The sequence below is a fragment of the Acinetobacter indicus CIP 110367 genome (genome assembly GCF_000488255.1).
Taxonomy (GTDB): domain Bacteria; phylum Pseudomonadota; class Gammaproteobacteria; order Pseudomonadales; family Moraxellaceae; genus Acinetobacter; species Acinetobacter indicus.
The window spans coordinates 167,208-185,384 of sequence record NZ_KI530745.1; the positions used below are offsets into that span (position 1 = coordinate 167,208).

Below are 18,177 nucleotides of genomic sequence, written 5' to 3' on the forward strand. Positions count from 1 at the left end.
GCAAACCGAATAAATAAAAAAACACCTCCTCGGAGGTGTTTTTTTATAGCCGGATCACATTAGCGGGTCATACGGTTCCAGGCATCACGCACCGCATGTTTGGCATCTTCCCAGGCCAAACGGGTATCGCCCTTGGTGGACTCCCATTCGCTGCGTAAATCGGGTTCTACATCTTCAAAGCGTGTACCCGGTTCATAGCGTGAGCGCTGGGCATAACCGACCCGATAGGCGGCCTGATAATCGCGCTCATAGCTTAAGTCCGGATGTGTGTTTTGCAGGCTGGTATAGTAAGGCTGGCTCTGGCTGTGTTCACGCCAGTAAATATCTTCATCACCTTCGGTCGGGTTTTCGGCTTCTGCAGCGGTTTTACCAACCAGACCACCCACCACGGCACCAATGGTGCCTCCGACCACTGCGCCAATCGGGCCGGTGGTGGCTCCGACTGCGGCACCTGTGGCTGCACCGCCGACCGCACCGACACCGGTGCCCACCGGATGGGTGCCGGTTTCACCGGTTTTCGGGTTGGCATTCAGCTGTTGCTGCTGCTGTTTTGGCAGCTGTTTGACCTGTTCGCGTTTTTGTTCCTGCTGGCGCTGGGTTTCTATTTCTGGATTCGTCATGTCTGCATCCTCTTGGGTCTGATGATGATCTAAGTAAAATGAATCAAAAAATTAAGATCAAGCGGATCTCTTGAGTTTTAACTTAGATCAAACAGCACCCGGCGCGGGCAGGAGAATTGCACCTTTCACGTTAAGATAAATAACTTATGTCGGTTTCTGGTGACGAAAAGCAGGGCTTACTTACATACAGTTAAATTTTCCGTGCAGATGCGCTGTCCGGAAGCCACCCATCTGCACAACAGAATTTCTAAAGCATATTTGATTAGTGTTTGAAATTGCTAACTACTGTTTGGCGCAATAAGCGGCATACCAGACATAGGCGGCATAAAATACTGCACCATGGATGGCGACCATACATAGCATCAACACTGCCATGAGGGCCAGTCCCATTTTCTCAGCCGATTGAATAATCTGCTCCGCATAGGGGTTCATCAGCACCATAAAAAAGATAAACAGGCTGCCAATAATGATGGCCACGGTACTGCTGCCCCAAATCAGCTGAATTCTTTCATCTGAGGTCGGTAGGCGTTTTTCACGTTTTACAAAATGTTTGGCATTGATCAGCGCGACCACCACCAGTGTTGGAAAAAGGGTTAATACCCCAAGATTTAAACCATAAACCAGAACCATGGTCAGCAGGACCAGCGCAATGCTGTAGACCGCAGCCAAATGCAGCAAATAGTGTTTCATTGAATCCCCAAGTTTGGCCTGTAGCTCGGCCAATGCACATCACGAAGCGCGTTTACGCATATACCTACGGTATAGAATCCAGCCGATAATCGCAATCACAATTGCAATAATGACATAGCCGACCTGGCTAAAAATTTTCTGCATCAGCGCCTGATTTTCGCCAAAATAAAACCCGACAGCAGCCAGAAAAGTGGTCCAGATGATGGTGCCGAGGCTGCTGTAGAACATGAATTTCCAGAAGGGCATCCGGCTCATGCCGGCGGGAATACTAATTAAAGAGCGTACCGCCGGAATCATGCGTCCGGCAAAGACAATGCGATGCCCATACTGCTCGAACCAGTCCAGTGATTTTTTGACATCGGCCGATTTTAGGAACAGGTATTTTCCGTAGCGGTCGACAAAGCGGAAAATCGCATCATGTTCGAATTTATAGCCGACCCAGTACAGCAAGGCCGCGGCCAGTAGCGAACCGAAACAGCCGGCAACCACGACACCAACAAACAGTAATTCACCTTGTGAGGCCGAATAACCAGCAGAAGGCATAATAATTTCGGAAGGAATAGGGGGGAATACGTTGTCCAGAAACATAAGCAGGGCAATACCGAAGTAGCCCAGCTGTTCCATAATGGAAATAATCCATTCGGTCAGGTTCATAAAGTCAAGAAGGCCTAAAAATTAGACCTTCATGCTAAAGAGGATTGGTTTTTCAGTAAAGAGCTGAAACGTAACTAAAAATCTTCCTCAGTGGTATGCGACAAGGTATGCACATAGACTTTTCGAAGCCCATACGCCACCAGCAGCGGCAAGACAGCGACAATCAGATAACCACTCCAGATATTGGAAAGGTGATAGGCAATAAACATTGCCAGAATCGCGCCGAGCACGGTGCCAAACCCCACAATAAACAAGTGTGAACGCTGTTCAAGCTGCTGTTTCAGGTGGTGCAATTGCAGATCTTGCTGCTGATGCGCTCGTTGCAGTAAGGCAGTACGGAATTGGTGTTTATAGCGTGTTGTTATCGTTCTTTGCATAAGTCAATCCTTGTCTATGGGTGAGAATCTGTACGTCAAAATAAAACTGCATTGTTTTTGTTGTGATTTGGAGTTTAGCCTAAGCATGACTGGCTTCTGTTAGTACCAGAGGGTGCTTTGGTATTGAATTGATTCTGGTATGTGAATAGACGTAAAAAAAGCCCTATAAATAGGGCTTTTTGTAAAATTATTTGTACTGGTTTACATTATTACAGACGTTTGCGTTTTGCCGCTGCAATCTGAGATTGACGCATACGGAAGCCGACTTTCTGTTTTTCTGTGGTTTTATCAATACAGTATTTACAAGATACGCCGTGTTCATAGCTTGGTTCTGCCACTTCTTCTGGCAGTAAAGGCCAACCACAGGCATGACACTTGGTATTTTGACCTTCTTCCACACCATGCGTAACCGCAGTACGACCATCAAATACGAAACATTCACCTTCCCACAGGCTTTCTTCTGCCGGGGTTTCTTCGAGGTATTTCAAAATACCGCCTTTCAGATGATAAACTTCCTGGAAGCCTTCTTGTAGCAATAACGAAGTGGATTTTTCACAGCGAATCCCACCGGTACAGAACATGGCAATTTTCTTGTCTTTGTGCTGTTCCAGTTCTTTTTTCACATAGTCTGGAAATTCACGGAAGGTTTCAGTTTGTGGATCAATCGCGCCTTTAAAAGTCCCGGCCTTGTATTCATAGTCATTGCGGGTATCAATTAAAATCACGTCATCACGTGCAATCAGTTCGTTCCATTCTTTCGGGTCCAGATAATGGCCGACCAGATCACGTGGTTTGACCTCTACACCCAAAGTCACAATTTCTTTTTTCAGCTTGATTTTCATTTTGCGGAAAGGCTTGTCGGCGCTGTGCGACTCTTTATATTCCATCGCGGTAAAGCCTTCGTTTAAAAGAAACTGATGCACCTGATCAATGGCTTCGCGGTCGCCCGCCACCGTACCATTAATTCCTTCACCCGCCACAATGAGAGTACCACACAGGTTGATGCTGTTTACCAAGTCTAAAAGACGTTGTTGTAGATCCGCAGGATCTTGAACTTCTTTGAATTGATAAAGTGCGGCAACAACCCAACCAGAGGTCGCTTGCTGTTCTACAGGTGCAAGCTGTTCTACAGTAGCGTTCATGGAGTACTCCAATGTGATATAAAAAATTTGAGGGGCATATTTTAGCGTGAAAGTGCCCAGATAGCGAGAAATCCAGAACAGAAATATGGTTTTAAATCTGCGATAGAGTCGGCTATGATGCCTATCCTCGCCTATGATTTTACCAAAAGTAATACGGCCGCATTCAGGCCGGCATTACTGCGCTTTTCTGGAGTATATTTTGAGTACGGATCGTCGAATCGCCTCATTGACCCCGTGTGCAGGCCGCTGCTCTACGGTATTTGGTGATTCAGTGTGTCGTGGTTGTCGTCGTTTTAATCATGAAGTGATACGCTGGAATGGCTATACCCCCGAACAGCAAACGGCTGTCTGGCAGCGTCTGGATGCCCAGCTGGACCAGATTCTGGTACCAATGTTGCCATTTGCCCGCTTGCCGCAGGTAGAGCATTTTGTCCTGTCAAAGCGGGTGCGTTTACGTCCCGATGCCAGCGCAGGCCGCAAGTTATATCATGCGCTCAAATTATGTGAAAAAAACAAGCATCTGGCCGATGATAGTGGTCTTGGTGTTCAGGCCGCGCAGGTTAAACCACTGTGGCAGGAATTTGAGCGTCGGGTACTGGCACTGGCGACTGCGAGTTATGACCTGGCATTTTTACGTGCCGATGGCATTAGCCAGCATTTATTAAAAGTCAGTCTGGAAGAGGATGACTAGTTTTTCATCCTAAGGTTTAAGCAAGAGTAGCGCAGGAGTACCACAGATGATCAATATGGCTGAATATCTGTTGTACTGTCTGGCGGTGGTGATCATGATTGCCACCCCAGGCCCGGTGATGATGCTGGTGATTGATGCCGGACTCAAAGGTGGTTACCGGCGGGCGTTTCAGACCATTGTCGGGACTAATTTAGCTTCTTTGCTGTTAATTGCCTGCTCGGTGCTGATTTTAAAAGGCATCTTCAATATTCAGGCCTTCTGGCTGGATTTAATTAAGCTGCTAGGCTGTGTCTATATTGCCTATTTGGGGGTGGACATTCTCAAGGAAAGCCGGGCAGCGGCCGGACCGAAACAGGAGACGGCCAGCGCTGTAGGCGGATTTCGGCAGGGTTTTCTGGTCGGGATTTCCAATCCGAAAGATATTCTGTTTTTTAGTGCCTTTTTCCCGCAATTTATTCAGGTCACCGATCATTTTAATAACAGCTTAATCCTGCTGACCGCCAGCTGGATTGTACTGGATTTTCTGACTTTGTCTTTGTTGTATTTGGGTTTTTACCGTTTAACGCTGTCACGCGGTTATCGGCCGGTACTGGCGCTGTGTGGTGCTCTTTTAATTCTGATTGCGCTGTATGGACTAATCAGCACAGCAGGGCAGTATCTGTTTTAAGTAACCCATGACTTATATTTCTGCCATAAAAAAGCCCGCAATGTGCGGGCTTTTTCGTATGATGATCTTAGGTCTTAAGCGACTTGTACCGGAATACAGTTAGCGGTGTGGCTCACGGTGTTGTCCGGGTTGGCATATACCAGGCGTGGTTTATGCGCATTGGCTTCTACTTCAGTGAAATCACCGAAAGTCGCAATAATGATGATATCGCCGACATCTGCCTGATGTGCTGCGCCACCATTGACTGAAATGATGCCTGAATTGTCTTCACCACGAATCGCATAAGTGGTAAAGCGTTTGCCATTGGTTACGTTCCAGACGTGAATTTCTTCGTATTCGCGAATGCCAGCTAAATCCATAAGTTTGCCATCAATTGCACATGAACCTTCATAATGAAGTTCCGCATGTGTCACGAAAGCACGGTGAATTTTGCATTTTAATAAACGAGATAGCATGGCTAGCGTCTCCTTAGTGGACCTAAGATCTTTATCTTATGGTTGAATCAATCACTGCGACCGAATCAGCCGACGAGCGCATTTTGCGCCCAATTTTGCCAGATGGCAAGCAGGATTGTTCAACAATTATTAGGTTATTCGTTGGGTTTATAGGCATTGATCTGGTTCATGGCTTGCTGAATCTCACCATTGACCAGTAATTTCATGCGAGACAGCGCGTGGCTGAGAGCATCATCCATCAAGCCTTGTTCCTGGCTTGGGGCTTTGCTGAGCACATGACCGGAAACACGTTCTTTAGACCCCGGATGACCAATACCAATGCGTAAACGGTGGAAATTTGGACCGGTGTGCGGAACGATGTCACGTAAACCATTATGACCACCATGACCGCCGCCAGTTTTCAGGCGAATAATCCCCGGATTCATATCCAGTTCATCATGGGCAATCAGCATGGCTTCAGGGGCGATTTGATAGAATTTGGCGAAGGGCACAACACTTTGACCGGAACGGTTCATAAAGGTTGTTGGTAATAGCAGACGAACGTCCTGACCTTCAATATTACCGCGACCGCTGATGCCTTTGAATTTCGGATCAGCTTTTAAAGAGATGCCATATTGATCTGCAAGGCGTTCAACAAACCAGAAGCCTGCATTATGGCGGGTTTGGGCATACTCAGCACCTGGGTTGCCCAAACCAACAATCAGTGAAATATTTGACACTAATTTACACCATTAACACTTATGCGCGTTTGAAGTCAGCGTGCATTGGTGTGTTTTTAGCAGGGTGACGTTGTAACGCTTGGATTTTCACGTTTTCAACTTTGTCGCCTACTTTGATTTCTACAACTTCTTCAAAGAAAGCATTGCTTTCTAAAGCTTTTACAAGCTCACGAAGTTCTAAAGTTACTGCTACTGGCTCAGCGTCGCCACCATAAATGATAGCTGGAACTTGAGCAGCGTGACGAAGGCGGCGGCTCGCACCTTTCCCTTGGTTAGCTGCTTCACGCGCTTGAGCGTTTAATACGAAGTTTGCCATGATAGACATCCTATTTCAGGTTAAATAAACCAGACCTGCGACCGATCTGGTGATAGAAAGCCCTGCATAAAGCAGGGCTTTTGAAAATTTAGCGCACTATTATAGATAAGAATCGAACATTGCGCTAATAGATTCTTCGTTGTTAATACGACGAATTGTTTCAGCAACCATGCTTGCGACTGAAACCTGACGAATCTTGCCAAGGTTTTGAGCTTCTTCTGACAATGGAATGGTGTCAGTAACAACCAGTTCATCAATCACAGAATTCTTTAAGTTCTCAATCGCTTTACCAGACAGCACCGGGTGAGTAGCATAAGCAACCACTTTACGCGCACCAAAAGTTTTGAGTGCATCTGCTGCTTTACACAGGGTACCTGCGGTATCGACCATGTCATCCACGATGACGCAGTCACGATCTTTCACATCACCAATCAAATGCATCACTTGTGATTCATTGGCTTTTTGACGACGTTTATCAATGATCGCAAGGTCGATATCACCCATTTGCTTGGCAACAGCACGGGCACGTACGACACCACCCACGTCAGGTGAAACCACCATCAGGTTGTCGTGTGACTGCTGGCGTAAGTCAGCAAGCAGCGCTGGTGTACCGTAAATGTTGTCTACAGGAATATCGAAGAAACCTTGAATCTGGTCAGCGTGCAGGTCAATCATCACCACGCGGTCAATACCGACAGTGGTCAACATATCTGCAACCACTTTTGCAGTAATTGGCACACGGCTTGAACGAGGACGACGATCTTGACGGGCATAACCGAAATAAGGAATCACGGCAGTGATACGGCCAGCACTTGCACGACGCAATGCATCTGCCATCACCAGGATTTCCATCAGGTTATCATTGGTTGGGGCACAAGTAGGCTGAACGATGAAAACGTCTTTACCACGTACATTCTCGGTAATTTCTACAGCAATTTCACCGTCAGAAAATTGACCGACTGAGGCAGCACCTAAAGGAATGTGAAGATGGCTTACGACTTTTTGGGCGAATTGTGGATGCGCAGTTCCACTAAAAACGACAAGATTGGGCATGAAGCACCCTTGGCGGTTGGAATGTATGGAAATAGATGGCAGGGGTAGCTGGATTCGAACCAACGAATGGCGGGATCAAAACCCGCTGCCTTACCACTTGGCGATACCCCTAATGCGGCAGAACTTTAATATTTTTGCTGGTCGATGTCAAGGTAAATTAACAGCAGAACAGCAAACCAATGCTCTGTCTTTTTCGAGAAAATGGCAGGGGTAGCTGGATTCGAACCAACGAATGGCGGGATCAAAACCCGCTGCCTTACCACTTGGCGATACCCCTAAATTTGATGACTGTAAGATGGCAGGGGTAGCTGGATTCGAACCAACGGATGGCGGGATCAAAACCCGCTGCCTTACCACTTGGCGATACCCCTATTCAACTTTGAAATGAATTAATGGTGATTCGGCTAAACTGTGGACCAGATAAGCTTTACATGGTGCCTGAGCCAGAATCTCATCAATCTTCATTTCTGAAGTCACTTCAATAAAAACACAGGCACCTGTACCTGTAAGCTTGGCAACTCCGAACTGATCCAGATATTGCATGGCTTCATCGACTTCAGGATATAAGGCTCTGGCCAGTGGCTCAAAGTTGTTTCCGAAATCAGATGGCTTCAACTGATAGGCGCAAAATTTAGATGGCTTCGTATCTCTTGTCAACGTTTTTTGTGAAAAAAGCAGTTGAGTGCTGATAAAACAGTCAGGTTTTAGCACTATGTACTGTTTTTGTTCTAAGTCTATGAATGTTAAGTGTTCACCAATACCTTCTGCCCAGGCATTGCGGCCATGGACAAAAATCGGCACATCGGCGCCCAGTTGCACCCCTAAATCGGCCAGCTGCTCAGAATTGAGTCCACATTGCCACAGTTGGTTCAGCACAATGAGGGTGGTGGCGGCATTGGATGAGCCACCACCAAGTCCGGCACCCATAGGAATCTGTTTGTCCAGCCGGATTTGTAAACCGGTCGGCGCTTGGGCAAAAGGTTTTAAGATCTGCGCCGCCCGATAAATCAGGTTCTGTTCCAGATCGACTGAATTTAAACCGTCGATCTGAATCTCGGCTGTATCCAATGGCTCAAATTCAAGCCAGTCGTAGAGATCGATCAGCTGGAAAATGCTTTGCAGTTCATGATAGCCATTTTCACGGCGGCCAGTAATATGCAAAAACAGGTTCAGTTTGGCAGGTGAGGGAACACGAATCATGACAGCACAAAATTAACGGTTTTGGATCACCATTGTAATACGGTTCTCCTGACCGGATTCAAATGTTTGCTTTAAAATTAAACGGTTTGGCAAACGCGCCTGTTCGTTATAGCTTAAATCAACGGTCCAGCCATCTTCTAGAAACTGGGTTGGACGACGCTGGCTATCGTAAGCGACTTTGGCCTGTGTAGTGGCCGGACGTGCTTGCACCCAGTCAATGATATGACTGATTGGCGCTTGCCAGCCGGTGGCCCGCTGCAGCAGTTCTTCGGCTGTTGCTGCCTGAATAGTGCCGGTTTTGGCGCTATTCAGTGTGACTTGTCCCGGCTGGCCGGAAATCTGTGTTTTACCGACGCCTAAAATGCCGCTTAGTTCAATATCAAACTGTTCCTGCTGTTGCAGCCAGTTAAAAAAGGCGCTGCCTGACTGCTGTGGTGTGCGTACCCCGATTTTTCCTTGCAGATGAAACTGATTTTCTGCCTCAACCATTGGGCTTGCGGGTGTTTGCGGTTGGGTGAACTGCTGACAACCACCCAGCACCAGGGTGCTGACCGTGACAAGACTAAGACTGAGTTTGGAAATAAGTTGCATGCGTATTAACTCTGAGGGCTGTGTTGCGGTAACAATAACGAATGAAGCTGTTCTAATTGCGGATCATTTGGATATTTTTGTTGGAGTTGTTGTAAAACTTGACTAAATTTTGTCAAATTGCCCTGCATATACAGCGCCTTGGCATAACGGACCCCAATTTTGACTGTTGCACTTAAGGCAAAAGCCTTTTCCAGCACCTGGGCAGAGGTGTCAAAATCATTTTGCAGATAGCTGATCAGGCCTAAAGTATCCAGAATTGAGGCCTGTTCCGGGGCGAATTCCAGTGCCTGTTCCACATACTGGCGTGCTTCATCCAGCCGGCGGTTTTGCAGCGCCAGGGTATAGGCATAGGCATTTAAATAAGTCGGACTGTTCGGCTCGACCTGTAACAGCTTTTTCAGTAAACGATCCAGTTTGTCTTTGTCCTGATAAGGGTCTAGCAGCAACACTTCTGAATACAGCAGTTCCGGATCATCGGGTAAATTGCGGATGGCTTCATCCAGCAGTCTTAAGGCGGCAGTCTTGTTGTTCATGCGCTTTAGAATTTCCGCCTGAGCCTGATATAAAAAACTGGCATGCTGCGGATAATTGACCCGTTCCTGGGTTAAAAAGCGTAAGGCTTCATGCTGGCGGCTTTGCTGGCTATAAATATTGATCATGCTGCGCCGCGAAACGGTATACAGGCTGCCATCGACCAGACGGTAATAGGCTTTGGCGGTTTCAAAATGCTGTTTACGCTCGGCATTGACCGCCAGATAGTAATAGGCTTCATTTTGATACTGGTTGGAATAACGCAACTCGACCAGATATTTCTCGGCCTTTTCATACTGCTTCAAGTCAATACTGGTCAGACCAGCCAGAAACAGGGCTTCATCTTCCTTTGGCCATTTTTCCAGCATCGCTTCCAGTTTGGTCAGGGCCAATTCCGGCTGATTGGTTTTTAACAGATATTTGGCTTCAGCCAGACGTACTTCCAGATTGTTTTTATGTTTGCGGCTGGATTTGGCATACCATTCCTGGGCAGCTTTCGAGTCTTGCAGCGCACTTAGCAGGCTGGCTTTGAGCAGGATATAACCGGTCACTTTCGGACGTTTGCGTAGCACCCGGTTGACCGTTTCCAGCGCTTCTTCTAACTGGCCATTCTGGGCTTTTAAACCGGCAATCAGAATCAGAATTGAGGGATTATCTTTTTCTTTGCTGGTGCGTAGTGCCTGAATCAGAAACTCACGATCTTCTGGCGACTCCGGGGCAATACCGGCCAGAATCTGTTCTAAATCGGCAGTGGCATCAATGGCCAGAATCTTGTCCAGGGTTTCAGCGGCCAGGTCATATTCATGCGCTTTCAGGGCAATATGCGCCAGATAAAACAGGGCTGGAACATCTTCCGGTTCCTGAATCACCCAGTGGGTGGCAATGTCCAAAGCTGCATTTAAGTCATTGTGTTCCAGTGCAATATTCAGTGCGCGCTGTTTAATACTGGTTGAATTACTTTTAATTGCCAGTACAGTATAGTTATGTAAGGCGGTGGCCACGTCATTTGAGGCGAGGGCAAATTCCGCCACCATGCTTTGTTTTATGGCATTCAGATTTGTAGGTGCATGGAAAAAATCTCCAGATGCTCTAATATGAGCACTAGAAGCCATGCTACCCACGAGTAAGATTGTGGTAGAATATTGCTTAATTGTCGCGCCGCTAAGCCGGCTGGTTGTTTGACGCAATTTTTCTTGATCCAAGTAATGCTTTTTATGACACCGTTATTGCACAATAGCATAAATTTAGCGAAATGATGATCTGATATGTCTTTCTTTGCATTGGGTGTCAACCATCAAACCGCCTCTGTAGAATTGCGTGAGCAAATTGCTTTTAACCCTGAAAAGTTAACTCAATTACTTGCCGAACAAAGCCAGAGCCACCTGTTAAATGACATGGTGGTGGTTTCTACATGTAACCGAACTGAAGTGTACGCCATGTCTGACCATGCAGACACGGTGCTGGGCTGGCTCGCCCAGGTAAATGGTCTGGATGTCAAACAACTACAAAATCACGTTTATCGCTATGAAAATGCGCAGGCTGTCACTCACTTAATGCGCGTTGCCAGCGGCCTCGATTCCCTAATGCTCGGTGAACCGCAGATTCTGGGGCAGGTCAAATCGGCCTTATCTTTGGCCAAAGATGCCCACACTGTTTCGCAAGATTTAAACCATATTTTTGAATACGCCTTTTATGCGGCCAAACGGGTGCGCTCTGAAACGGCAGTCGGCAGTCATGCGGTGTCTATGGGCTATGCGGTAGCGCAATTGGCGCTACAGGTGTTTAGCCATCCGGACAAACTAACCGTGCTGGTGGTGGCGGCAGGTGAAATGAACAGCCTGGTGGCCAAACATCTGGCGGAAATGGGCGTGGCCAAGGTCATGATCTGTAACCGTACCCGCGCCCGTGCTGAAAATCTGGCCCAGGAAATTGCCCATCGGGTAGAAGTTGAAATTATTGAATTTGAACAGCTGGCAGAACATTTGCATCGCGCCGATGTGATTTCCAGCTGTACCGGCAGCCTGCATCAGGTGATTGGCTATAAAGAAGTCAAAGCCGCGCTGAAAAAGCGTCGTTACCAGCAGATGTTGCTGGTCGATCTGGCTGTTCCGCGTGATATCGACCCGAAAGTCGAATCACTAGATGGTGTGTATTTATACGGTGTCGATGACCTGCAAAGCGTGATTGATGAGAATCTGGCACAGCGTCGTCAGGCCGCGGTAGAAGCCGAGGTGATGGTGAATCAGTTGGCGACCGAACTGGTAACCCAGCAAAAGGTCAAAAGTGCCGGCAGTACCATTCAGGCTTATCGTGAGCAGGGTGAAACGTTACGTCAGGAAGAACTGCAACTGGCGATGGCGCGAATTGCCAAAGGTGAAAATGCGGCACAGGTGTTACAGGAATTTTCTTACCGTTTGACCCAGAAATTGCTGCATCCCACCTCGATTGTGCTGCGTCAGGCGGCCAAAGCCGAAGATCCGGAATACTTTGAAATGCTGCAAAGCGAACTGCAGCAGGTCAGTGCCAAACGGCGTAAATCTAAACGCTAAGCCATTGTGATGGTTCAGCGTGGTGTTTAACGCCGCTTATTCTTCAAGTAAAGTCAGGGAACGTTTTTTATCAATCTGATAAATCTGATGTTTCAGATTACGCATTTCTTCAATACTGCTAAATTTCTTCGAGCGGATTTTTTGCTGCAAGAAGTGGTATTGCAGTTTAATGGAAAAATCTTCGGCCAGCTTGTCAGCTTTCTCTGGCGAAGTGGTGTAATCGCCGACATTGGCTTGCTGTAAAATGCGCTGTAATTCGTAGTGATAAGCCGCACAGGCGCCTAGCACATAGTATTTGGCCAGTTCTGGATCATCCGGTAATTCATCAAAAATTCCGTTAAAGATTTGCAGGATTTTGGCCAGTAACTGATCGGCCGGAATCAGTGCGCGTAACGGTTCAAAATGAATATATAAATACGGATGGTTGATCAGAATCGCCACCACATATTCTTCGGCATCAACCTTGGTGCTAAAGCTGAGTGAGGCATCATTATTGGTATGTGGCTGCCATTTGCGGTTAAAGCCGAGTTTTTCGCGGAAAAACTGTTGCAGCAGATAACGGTAAGAGCCAGTTTTCGGTAACAGTTCAGTCAGCTGTTTTAACTCGCCCATCACCTGACTTTTGCCTTCGGGCTTGCTGATATCATGGTTTTGACTTAAATGCGCAAACACAAAATCAGACAGCAGCGGTGCCTGATCGAGCAGGCGGCGGAAATTTTCAATACCTTCACGGCGGATCAGTGAGTCCGGGTCATGATCATCCGGCAAAACAAAAAACTTCAGTTCACGGCCATCATTCAGCAGGGGCAGGGCAATTTCCAGCGTACGTCGCGCTGCTTTCTGACCGGCGGCATCACCATCAAAGGCAATGGTAATGCGCGAGTTCTGCTTAAACAGAATATTCAGATGTTCGGTATTACTGGCAGTACCCAGCGTTGCCACGGCGCCATAAATGCCATATTGCTGCAGCGCAATCACATCCATATAGCCTTCCACCATCAGCCAGTCCTGGGCTTTCTGTTTGCGGCCTTCGTACAGGCCATATAACAGCTGGTTTTTGTGGAAGACTTCCGAATCGGGCGAGTTGATATATTTCGGCTTGATCTCGTCATTGAGCGCACGGCCACCAAAACCGACCACACGCCCTTTGTGATCGCGGATCGGGAAAATCACCCGGTCCCGCAGCAGGTCAAAATCACGGCCGGAATCGCTGGTACGAATCAGCCCCAGCAGTTTTAAACCTTCAATATCTTGCGGAAAGGCTTTTTCCAGATGCTGCCAGTCTTCCGGTGCATAGCCCAAACGCCAGAACTGGATGGTCTGTGCGCTTAAACCGCGCTGGCGAAAATATTGCTGTGCCGACTGGCTGTGCGGTAACTGCTGTTCATAAAACTGTGCCACATTTTCCAGCAGATCAAACAGGTTGCCTTCCTGCACCGGCTCCTGATCAAAATCCGGATACTGTTCAAAACCAGCAAAGGGATCATCTGCTGGCTGGAACTGCTCAAAAGGATCAAAATGTGCAGCAGGCGCCTGATCAGTTTCGGTCGGTGCGGGTGTTGCTGGCGCGGGTGCAGTTTTGGCCGGTGGCGCCGGTTTTTTGGCCTCGCGTTTATAGACCAGTTTTTTGCTGTCCTGATTGTCTTTTGGCAGCTCGATACCGGTCTGACTGGCCAGCTCTTTCATGACATCGACAAAGTTACGGCTGTCGATGTCCATTAAAAAGCGAATTGCATTGCCGTTGGCCTGACAGCCAAAGCAGTGATAATACTGTTTGTCGCGATAAACGTGGAAAGACGGGGTTTTTTCCTGATGAAATGGACAACAGCCCGAATAGGTCCGCCCGGTTTTTTTCAGTTTCACGCGCTGACCAATCAGATCGACAATGTCGGTCCGATCCAGAATCTGATCAATCGTGTGTTGAGGAATAGCCATACTGTTTTTATCGGGTCGGTTAAGCGGTAGGTCGAACAGATCGACAGGGTATAGAGATTACAGTGTATTGTTTCCTTTCTATCCGGTTTTGCGTGTTCAGGCAAGTGGCCAAGATAAAAGGGCAAGTATAGTAACGTATGCTTTATATTTTGCAAAATTGAAAAACAGGTTAAAAGCTCTATCCTTACTCGCTATTTTTCAAAGCTGTACTTATGTTAGGACAATAAAAGGAAGAGACAAATTTTATTTTAAGTGTGTTGGGCCTCTATTTTCATTCGGCCTGTTAAGGGCTTTGTATGGAGAATTTCCTACTTTGGAAAGACCCAAAGTAGGCAAAAGTCTTTGTTCCCCATACACAACATCCTTGTTGTGATGGGGAACGTGTGGCATCCCTGCCACATCCGCGTATCCAATGGAATGTTTAAATCAAATTTAAGACAGTCATGGATGTTAATTATGTTTACTCGGCCGCTTCACTGTTTTCCTGTTTTTCAGGACGGTCCAGCAAACCAAAACTTAAACGGTTGGTCCAGCTACGTGGTTCTTCCTGCTGGTTGGCCAGTTTTTGCTGCTGTTCGGTGGTGGCCTGTGCTTCACGACCAAAAATACCCAAAGTCGCACGGTTTAGCCAGCTACCTTCATTCCGTGCAGCACGCAGGTTTACAGAGCCATCGGCTTTAACCAGATTTGGATAGTTCAGTTTTAACAGGTCAATATACTGTTGTGCAGTGGCACGGTCACCCAGTTGGGTATAACCATAGGCTGCGGTGGCAATTGCTTCCGGAATCTGTGGGGTTTGCGGATAATGTTCGATTACCCAGAGTGAACGTTCCACCGCGGCGACCCAGGCCTTACGTTTAATATTAAAACGTGCCGCATTCATTTCCGCTTCTGCCAGCTCTTGCCCGATAAACTGCATACGTTGTGCAGCATCCACAGCATAGGTGCTTGATGGATAACGGCGAATGAAATCGACAAAGTTCTGATAAGCCACTTTTAAATAGCTGACATCACGATGCGCCTGTTTTAACGAGGTATAACGGATTAAACCATCATAGTTCTGTTCCATATTGGCCACGCCGCGCACATAGTAGGCATAGTCAGCATTTGGATGCTGCGGGTTCATCCGGATAAAACGGTCGGCCAGTGCGACTGCACCTTCATAATCTTTTTGCTGGAATTTTGCATACAGCAGCTCAAGTTGTGCCTGCTGGGCATATTCACCGGTAGGATAATAGGTTTCTAATGCTTCAAGATGCTGGATAGCATCGGTATATTGCCCGCGTTCCAGTGCTCGTTCTGCTTTTTGAATATAAACTTGTTCGCTAGATTGCGGACCTGTATCGACCACTTCTTTTTTTGGATTACTGCTACAGCCCACGATTGCAGATGCAACGCCAAGTGAAAGAGCTAGCATGGTAATTTTATAACGTGGTAGCGACATAAAAATTCCTCTGTTATTACGGGCAATGAGCTACAATTGCGCTATTAAACCACTTTTGTCTGAATGATCAAATGTCTCAAGCACAATCTTCCAATTCCAACATCCCTGAAACTGACTTCAATTTACTTGATGATTCTGAGGATGCAGATAATCATACTTCAGACCCAACTGCAACACGTTTATCGTTGCAATTTCAACTGGATGAAAGCTATCTGGGGCAACGTATCGACCAGGTTGCAGCTCTGATCTGGAGTGATTTTTCACGTGAAAAACTGAAACAGTGGCTAAAAGATGGCCATTTGTTGGTGAATGGTAACACTGTCAAACCAAAGTACAAGTGCGAAGGCAATGAACTGTTAAGTTTAAATGTTGAACTTGAAGCACAGACCAACAGTCAGCCTGAAAACATCCCTTTAGATATTGTCTATGAAGATGATGATATTTTAGTGATTAATAAACCGGTTGGTATGGTGGTGCATCCTGGTGCGGGCAATATTACCGGCACACTGGTCAATGCCTTGCTGTTCCATTATCCAAAATCGGCAGAATTGTCACGTGCCGGGCTGGTACATCGTATTGATAAAGACACCAGCGGTTTGCTGGTGGTGGCGAAAAATCTGGAAGCGCAGTTTGATCTGAGCAAGCAGCTGGCCAACAAGTCGGTGTACCGGATTTATGACGTGGTGGTATATGGCAATATGATTGCCGGCGGCACCATTGATGAACCGATCAAGCGCCATCCGGTCGACCGTGTCAAAATGACAGTGCTTCCGGGCGGCAAAGACGCCGTGACCCACTATAACGTGAAAGAGCGTTTCCAGCATTTCACCCGGGTTCAGGCGCGTCTGGAAACCGGCCGTACCCATCAGATCCGGGTTCATTTCAGCTATATTGGTCATGGTCTGATTGGCGATCCGGTGTATATGCCACGTGTGCGTGTGCCGGCTGGAGCCTCCGAGCTGCTGAATGAAACCTTGCGCGGTTTTAAACGTCAGGCACTGCACGCGGCCAAACTGGGGCTGGTGCATCCACGTACCAAACAGGACATGATGTTTGAAGCGCCGTGGCCGGAAGATTTCAGCCAGCTGGTGGATGTGTTGCGTAGCGAAAACGCTGCCTATTAAACCGTTCTGCGGCGTTGAGAAAGTATGATCTCAACGCCGCTTTTAAGTGAACACAGGAGCTGAGATGCAATTTATTCAGGGATTACCGGCACAGGTTTATGTGGCGCAAACGCGGATTCAGCATCAGCAGGCCTTGCCAGCGCAAGTACCGGAACTGGCCGGTTTTAACCTGGCCTTGCATGTGCAGGATGCAGCGGAACGGGTGCAGCAGCATCGTATGCTGTTACTGGAACAGCTGGCCGAATACGGTGTTAATACAATCAGCTGGATGAACCAGACCCACAGCACCTTGTGTCATGTGATAAATGATGAGCTGCATTTTAATGCACCGGAAGGCGATGGACTGGTCACGCAGCGCAAAGGCCATGCCTTAATGATGATGACCGCCGACTGCCTGCCCATTGTGCTGGGCAATCAGGATGGCACTGAAGTGGCCAATTTACATGCCGGCTGGAAAGGTCTGGCACAGGGTATTGTTGAAAATACCATTGCCGCCATGCAGCACCCACCGACCTGGGCCTGGTTAGGCGCGGCCATTAGCCAGCCGTGTTTTGAGGTAGGGGCCGAAGTAAAGCAGGTATTTTGTGAGAAATATCCCGCATTAAGCAGCGCCTTTCAGGCAGGGAAACAGGCCGGAAAATTCTATGCCGATTTATATGCGATTGCCCGCTATATCCTGACCGAGCAGGGGGTAACCACCATTTTAGGTGGTGATCAGTGTACCTATCGGCAGGCCGAGGAGTATTATTCGTATCGTCGTCAGGCCAAAACCGGACGCATGGCAACATTCGTTTTTATCGCTGATCAATGCTAAACTTGACTGAATTATTGGGTTTTTAAAGTTTCCATGTCTGTTACTGATCAAACATCTGTGTCGCAAGTAAAAGTCTGTGTTGTGTATCATAGTCCCTATGGCCATACCGCCAAGGTGGCACAGCATATTGTGCAGGGCGCCGAAAAAGCCGGAGCTGAGGTACATTTAATGGCAGTGAGCGAGGTCGATTGGGATGTGCTGGATCAGAGCGATATTCTGGTCATGGGCTGTCCGACCTATATGGGCAGTCTGACTTCGGCGCTGAAACAGTTTATGGAACAATCTTCAAAGCGCTGGCTGGCGCGAAGCTGGCAGGGCAAAATTGCCGCAGGCTTTACCAATGGTGGTGGTTTAAGCGGTGACAAGCTGGCGGTGTTACAGCAGATCAATTTATTTGCCATGCAGCATGGCATGTTATGGTCGGGCTTGCCGTTTATGCCGACTGGCCGTAGCCCGCATGATATTAACCGGATGTCGAGCTTTCTGGGCCTAATGACCCAGTCTGACAATGCCAGCGTTGAGGTCACCCCGCCAGAAGGTGACCTGGAAACAGCGGTGAAGTTTGGCGCTTATCTGGTGGGCTTAAAACAGAACTCAGCCTGATT

General features: G+C 47.6%; 20 protein-coding genes and 3 tRNA genes. 6 read left to right on the forward strand and 17 right to left on the reverse strand.

Annotated elements, in window-relative coordinates; genetic code table 11:
• Nucleotides 1-59: 59 nt before the first annotated feature.
• The 5 genes from P253_RS00835 to trhO form a co-directional block, all read right to left on the reverse strand.
• On the reverse strand, nucleotides 60-620 hold the full coding sequence (locus P253_RS00835) for a glycine zipper domain-containing protein (RefSeq protein WP_016659900.1): 561 nt from the start codon (nucleotides 618-620) through the stop codon (nucleotides 60-62).
• A gap of 282 nt (nucleotides 621-902) precedes the next feature.
• On the reverse strand, nucleotides 903-1,310 hold the full coding sequence (locus P253_RS00840) for an ABZJ_00895 family protein (protein WP_005176141.1): 408 nt from the start codon (nucleotides 1,308-1,310) through the stop codon (nucleotides 903-905).
• Nucleotides 1,311-1,349: 39 nt separating this feature from the next.
• Complete coding sequence (locus tag P253_RS00845) at nucleotides 1,350-1,964, reverse strand: DedA family protein (RefSeq protein ID WP_005176142.1); 615 nt, start codon at nucleotides 1,962-1,964, stop codon at nucleotides 1,350-1,352.
• Nucleotides 1,965-2,038: 74 nt separating this feature from the next.
• Nucleotides 2,039-2,341, reverse strand: a complete 303-nt coding sequence (locus tag P253_RS00850) for a hypothetical protein (RefSeq protein ID WP_016659901.1) — start codon at nucleotides 2,339-2,341, stop codon at nucleotides 2,039-2,041.
• Nucleotides 2,342-2,550: 209 nt separating this feature from the next.
• Complete coding sequence (gene trhO / locus P253_RS00855) at nucleotides 2,551-3,483, reverse strand: oxygen-dependent tRNA uridine(34) hydroxylase TrhO (RefSeq protein WP_016659902.1); 933 nt, start codon at nucleotides 3,481-3,483, stop codon at nucleotides 2,551-2,553.
• 199 nt (nucleotides 3,484-3,682) lie between these two features.
• On the opposite strand from trhO, the gene P253_RS00860 reads away from it, so the two are divergent.
• Entirely contained in the window at nucleotides 3,683-4,174 is a 492-nt protein-coding gene (locus tag P253_RS00860) for a DUF1289 domain-containing protein (RefSeq protein ID WP_035362917.1), read from the forward strand.
• A gap of 49 nt (nucleotides 4,175-4,223) precedes the next feature.
• Nucleotides 4,224-4,841 carry a LysE family translocator gene (locus tag P253_RS00865; RefSeq protein WP_171066735.1) on the forward strand — a complete coding sequence of 206 codons (618 nt, stop codon included), beginning with the start codon at nucleotides 4,224-4,226 and terminating at the stop codon, nucleotides 4,839-4,841.
• 74 nt (nucleotides 4,842-4,915) lie between these two features.
• Here P253_RS00865 and panD read toward each other — a convergent pair whose 3' ends face one another.
• The 10 genes from panD to P253_RS00915 all read right to left on the reverse strand — a co-directional run bounded on the left by panD (nucleotide 4,916) and on the right by P253_RS00915 (nucleotide 10,893).
• Nucleotides 4,916-5,296 (reverse strand): aspartate 1-decarboxylase, encoded by a 381-nt coding sequence (gene panD / locus P253_RS00870; RefSeq protein WP_005176160.1) that lies wholly within the window; start codon nucleotides 5,294-5,296, stop codon nucleotides 4,916-4,918.
• Between the two features lie 134 nt (nucleotides 5,297-5,430).
• Nucleotides 5,431-6,015, reverse strand: coding sequence for an aminoacyl-tRNA hydrolase (gene pth / locus P253_RS00875; RefSeq protein ID WP_016659905.1), 585 nt, complete (start codon nucleotides 6,013-6,015; stop codon nucleotides 5,431-5,433).
• Between the two features lie 19 nt (nucleotides 6,016-6,034).
• Entirely contained in the window at nucleotides 6,035-6,331 is a 297-nt protein-coding gene (rplY, locus tag P253_RS00880) for a 50S ribosomal protein L25 (RefSeq protein ID WP_005176167.1), read from the reverse strand.
• Between the two features lie 99 nt (nucleotides 6,332-6,430).
• Nucleotides 6,431-7,384, reverse strand: a complete 954-nt coding sequence (locus P253_RS00885) for a ribose-phosphate pyrophosphokinase (RefSeq protein ID WP_005176171.1) — start codon at nucleotides 7,382-7,384, stop codon at nucleotides 6,431-6,433.
• A 36-nt stretch (nucleotides 7,385-7,420) separates the two neighbouring features.
• Nucleotides 7,421-7,495: transfer RNA gene (locus P253_RS00890), tRNA-Gln, on the reverse strand.
• A gap of 91 nt (nucleotides 7,496-7,586) precedes the next feature.
• A tRNA-Gln gene (locus P253_RS00895) sits at nucleotides 7,587-7,661 on the reverse strand.
• Between the two features lie 19 nt (nucleotides 7,662-7,680).
• Nucleotides 7,681-7,755, reverse strand: a tRNA-Gln gene (locus tag P253_RS00900).
• The gene (gene ispE, locus P253_RS00905) at nucleotides 7,754-8,584 is read right to left on the reverse strand and encodes a 4-(cytidine 5'-diphospho)-2-C-methyl-D-erythritol kinase (protein WP_016659906.1); all 831 of its coding nucleotides are present in this window, start codon (nucleotides 8,582-8,584) and stop codon (nucleotides 7,754-7,756) included. Before ispE ends, P253_RS00900 begins: the two co-directional genes overlap by 2 nt.
• A gap of 12 nt (nucleotides 8,585-8,596) precedes the next feature.
• Nucleotides 8,597-9,175 (reverse strand): lipoprotein insertase outer membrane protein LolB, encoded by a 579-nt coding sequence (gene lolB, locus P253_RS00910; protein ID WP_016659907.1) that lies wholly within the window; start codon nucleotides 9,173-9,175, stop codon nucleotides 8,597-8,599.
• 5 nt (nucleotides 9,176-9,180) lie between these two features.
• On the reverse strand, nucleotides 9,181-10,893 hold the full coding sequence (locus tag P253_RS00915) for a tetratricopeptide repeat protein (RefSeq protein ID WP_035363052.1): 1,713 nt from the start codon (nucleotides 10,891-10,893) through the stop codon (nucleotides 9,181-9,183).
• Between the two features lie 78 nt (nucleotides 10,894-10,971).
• On the opposite strand from P253_RS00915, the gene hemA reads away from it, so the two are divergent.
• Nucleotides 10,972-12,255, forward strand: a complete 1,284-nt coding sequence (gene hemA / locus P253_RS00920) for a glutamyl-tRNA reductase (protein WP_016659909.1) — start codon at nucleotides 10,972-10,974, stop codon at nucleotides 12,253-12,255.
• A gap of 36 nt (nucleotides 12,256-12,291) precedes the next feature.
• Here the strand turns inward: hemA and P253_RS00925 are convergent, their stop codons facing one another.
• The gene (locus tag P253_RS00925; RefSeq protein WP_016659910.1) at nucleotides 12,292-14,190 is read right to left on the reverse strand and encodes a DNA primase; all 1,899 of its coding nucleotides are present in this window, start codon (nucleotides 14,188-14,190) and stop codon (nucleotides 12,292-12,294) included.
• A 460-nt stretch (nucleotides 14,191-14,650) separates the two neighbouring features.
• Entirely contained in the window at nucleotides 14,651-15,634 is a 984-nt protein-coding gene (locus P253_RS00930; protein WP_005176190.1) for an outer membrane protein assembly factor BamD, read from the reverse strand.
• Between the two features lie 71 nt (nucleotides 15,635-15,705).
• Between P253_RS00930 and rluD the strand changes: the two genes are divergently transcribed.
• The 3 genes from rluD (at nucleotide 15,706) to P253_RS00945 (ending at nucleotide 18,175) form a co-directional block, all read left to right on the forward strand.
• Complete coding sequence (gene rluD, locus P253_RS00935) at nucleotides 15,706-16,758, forward strand: 23S rRNA pseudouridine(1911/1915/1917) synthase RluD (RefSeq protein ID WP_016659911.1); 1,053 nt, start codon at nucleotides 15,706-15,708, stop codon at nucleotides 16,756-16,758.
• 64 nt (nucleotides 16,759-16,822) lie between these two features.
• Nucleotides 16,823-17,572: a peptidoglycan editing factor PgeF gene (gene pgeF / locus P253_RS00940; protein WP_005176194.1), complete on the forward strand. Its 750-nt coding sequence runs from the start codon at nucleotides 16,823-16,825 to the stop codon at nucleotides 17,570-17,572.
• 33 nt (nucleotides 17,573-17,605) lie between these two features.
• Nucleotides 17,606-18,175, forward strand: coding sequence for a flavodoxin family protein (locus P253_RS00945; RefSeq protein ID WP_005176197.1), 570 nt, complete (start codon nucleotides 17,606-17,608; stop codon nucleotides 18,173-18,175).
• Nucleotides 18,176-18,177: the final 2 nt, after the last annotated feature.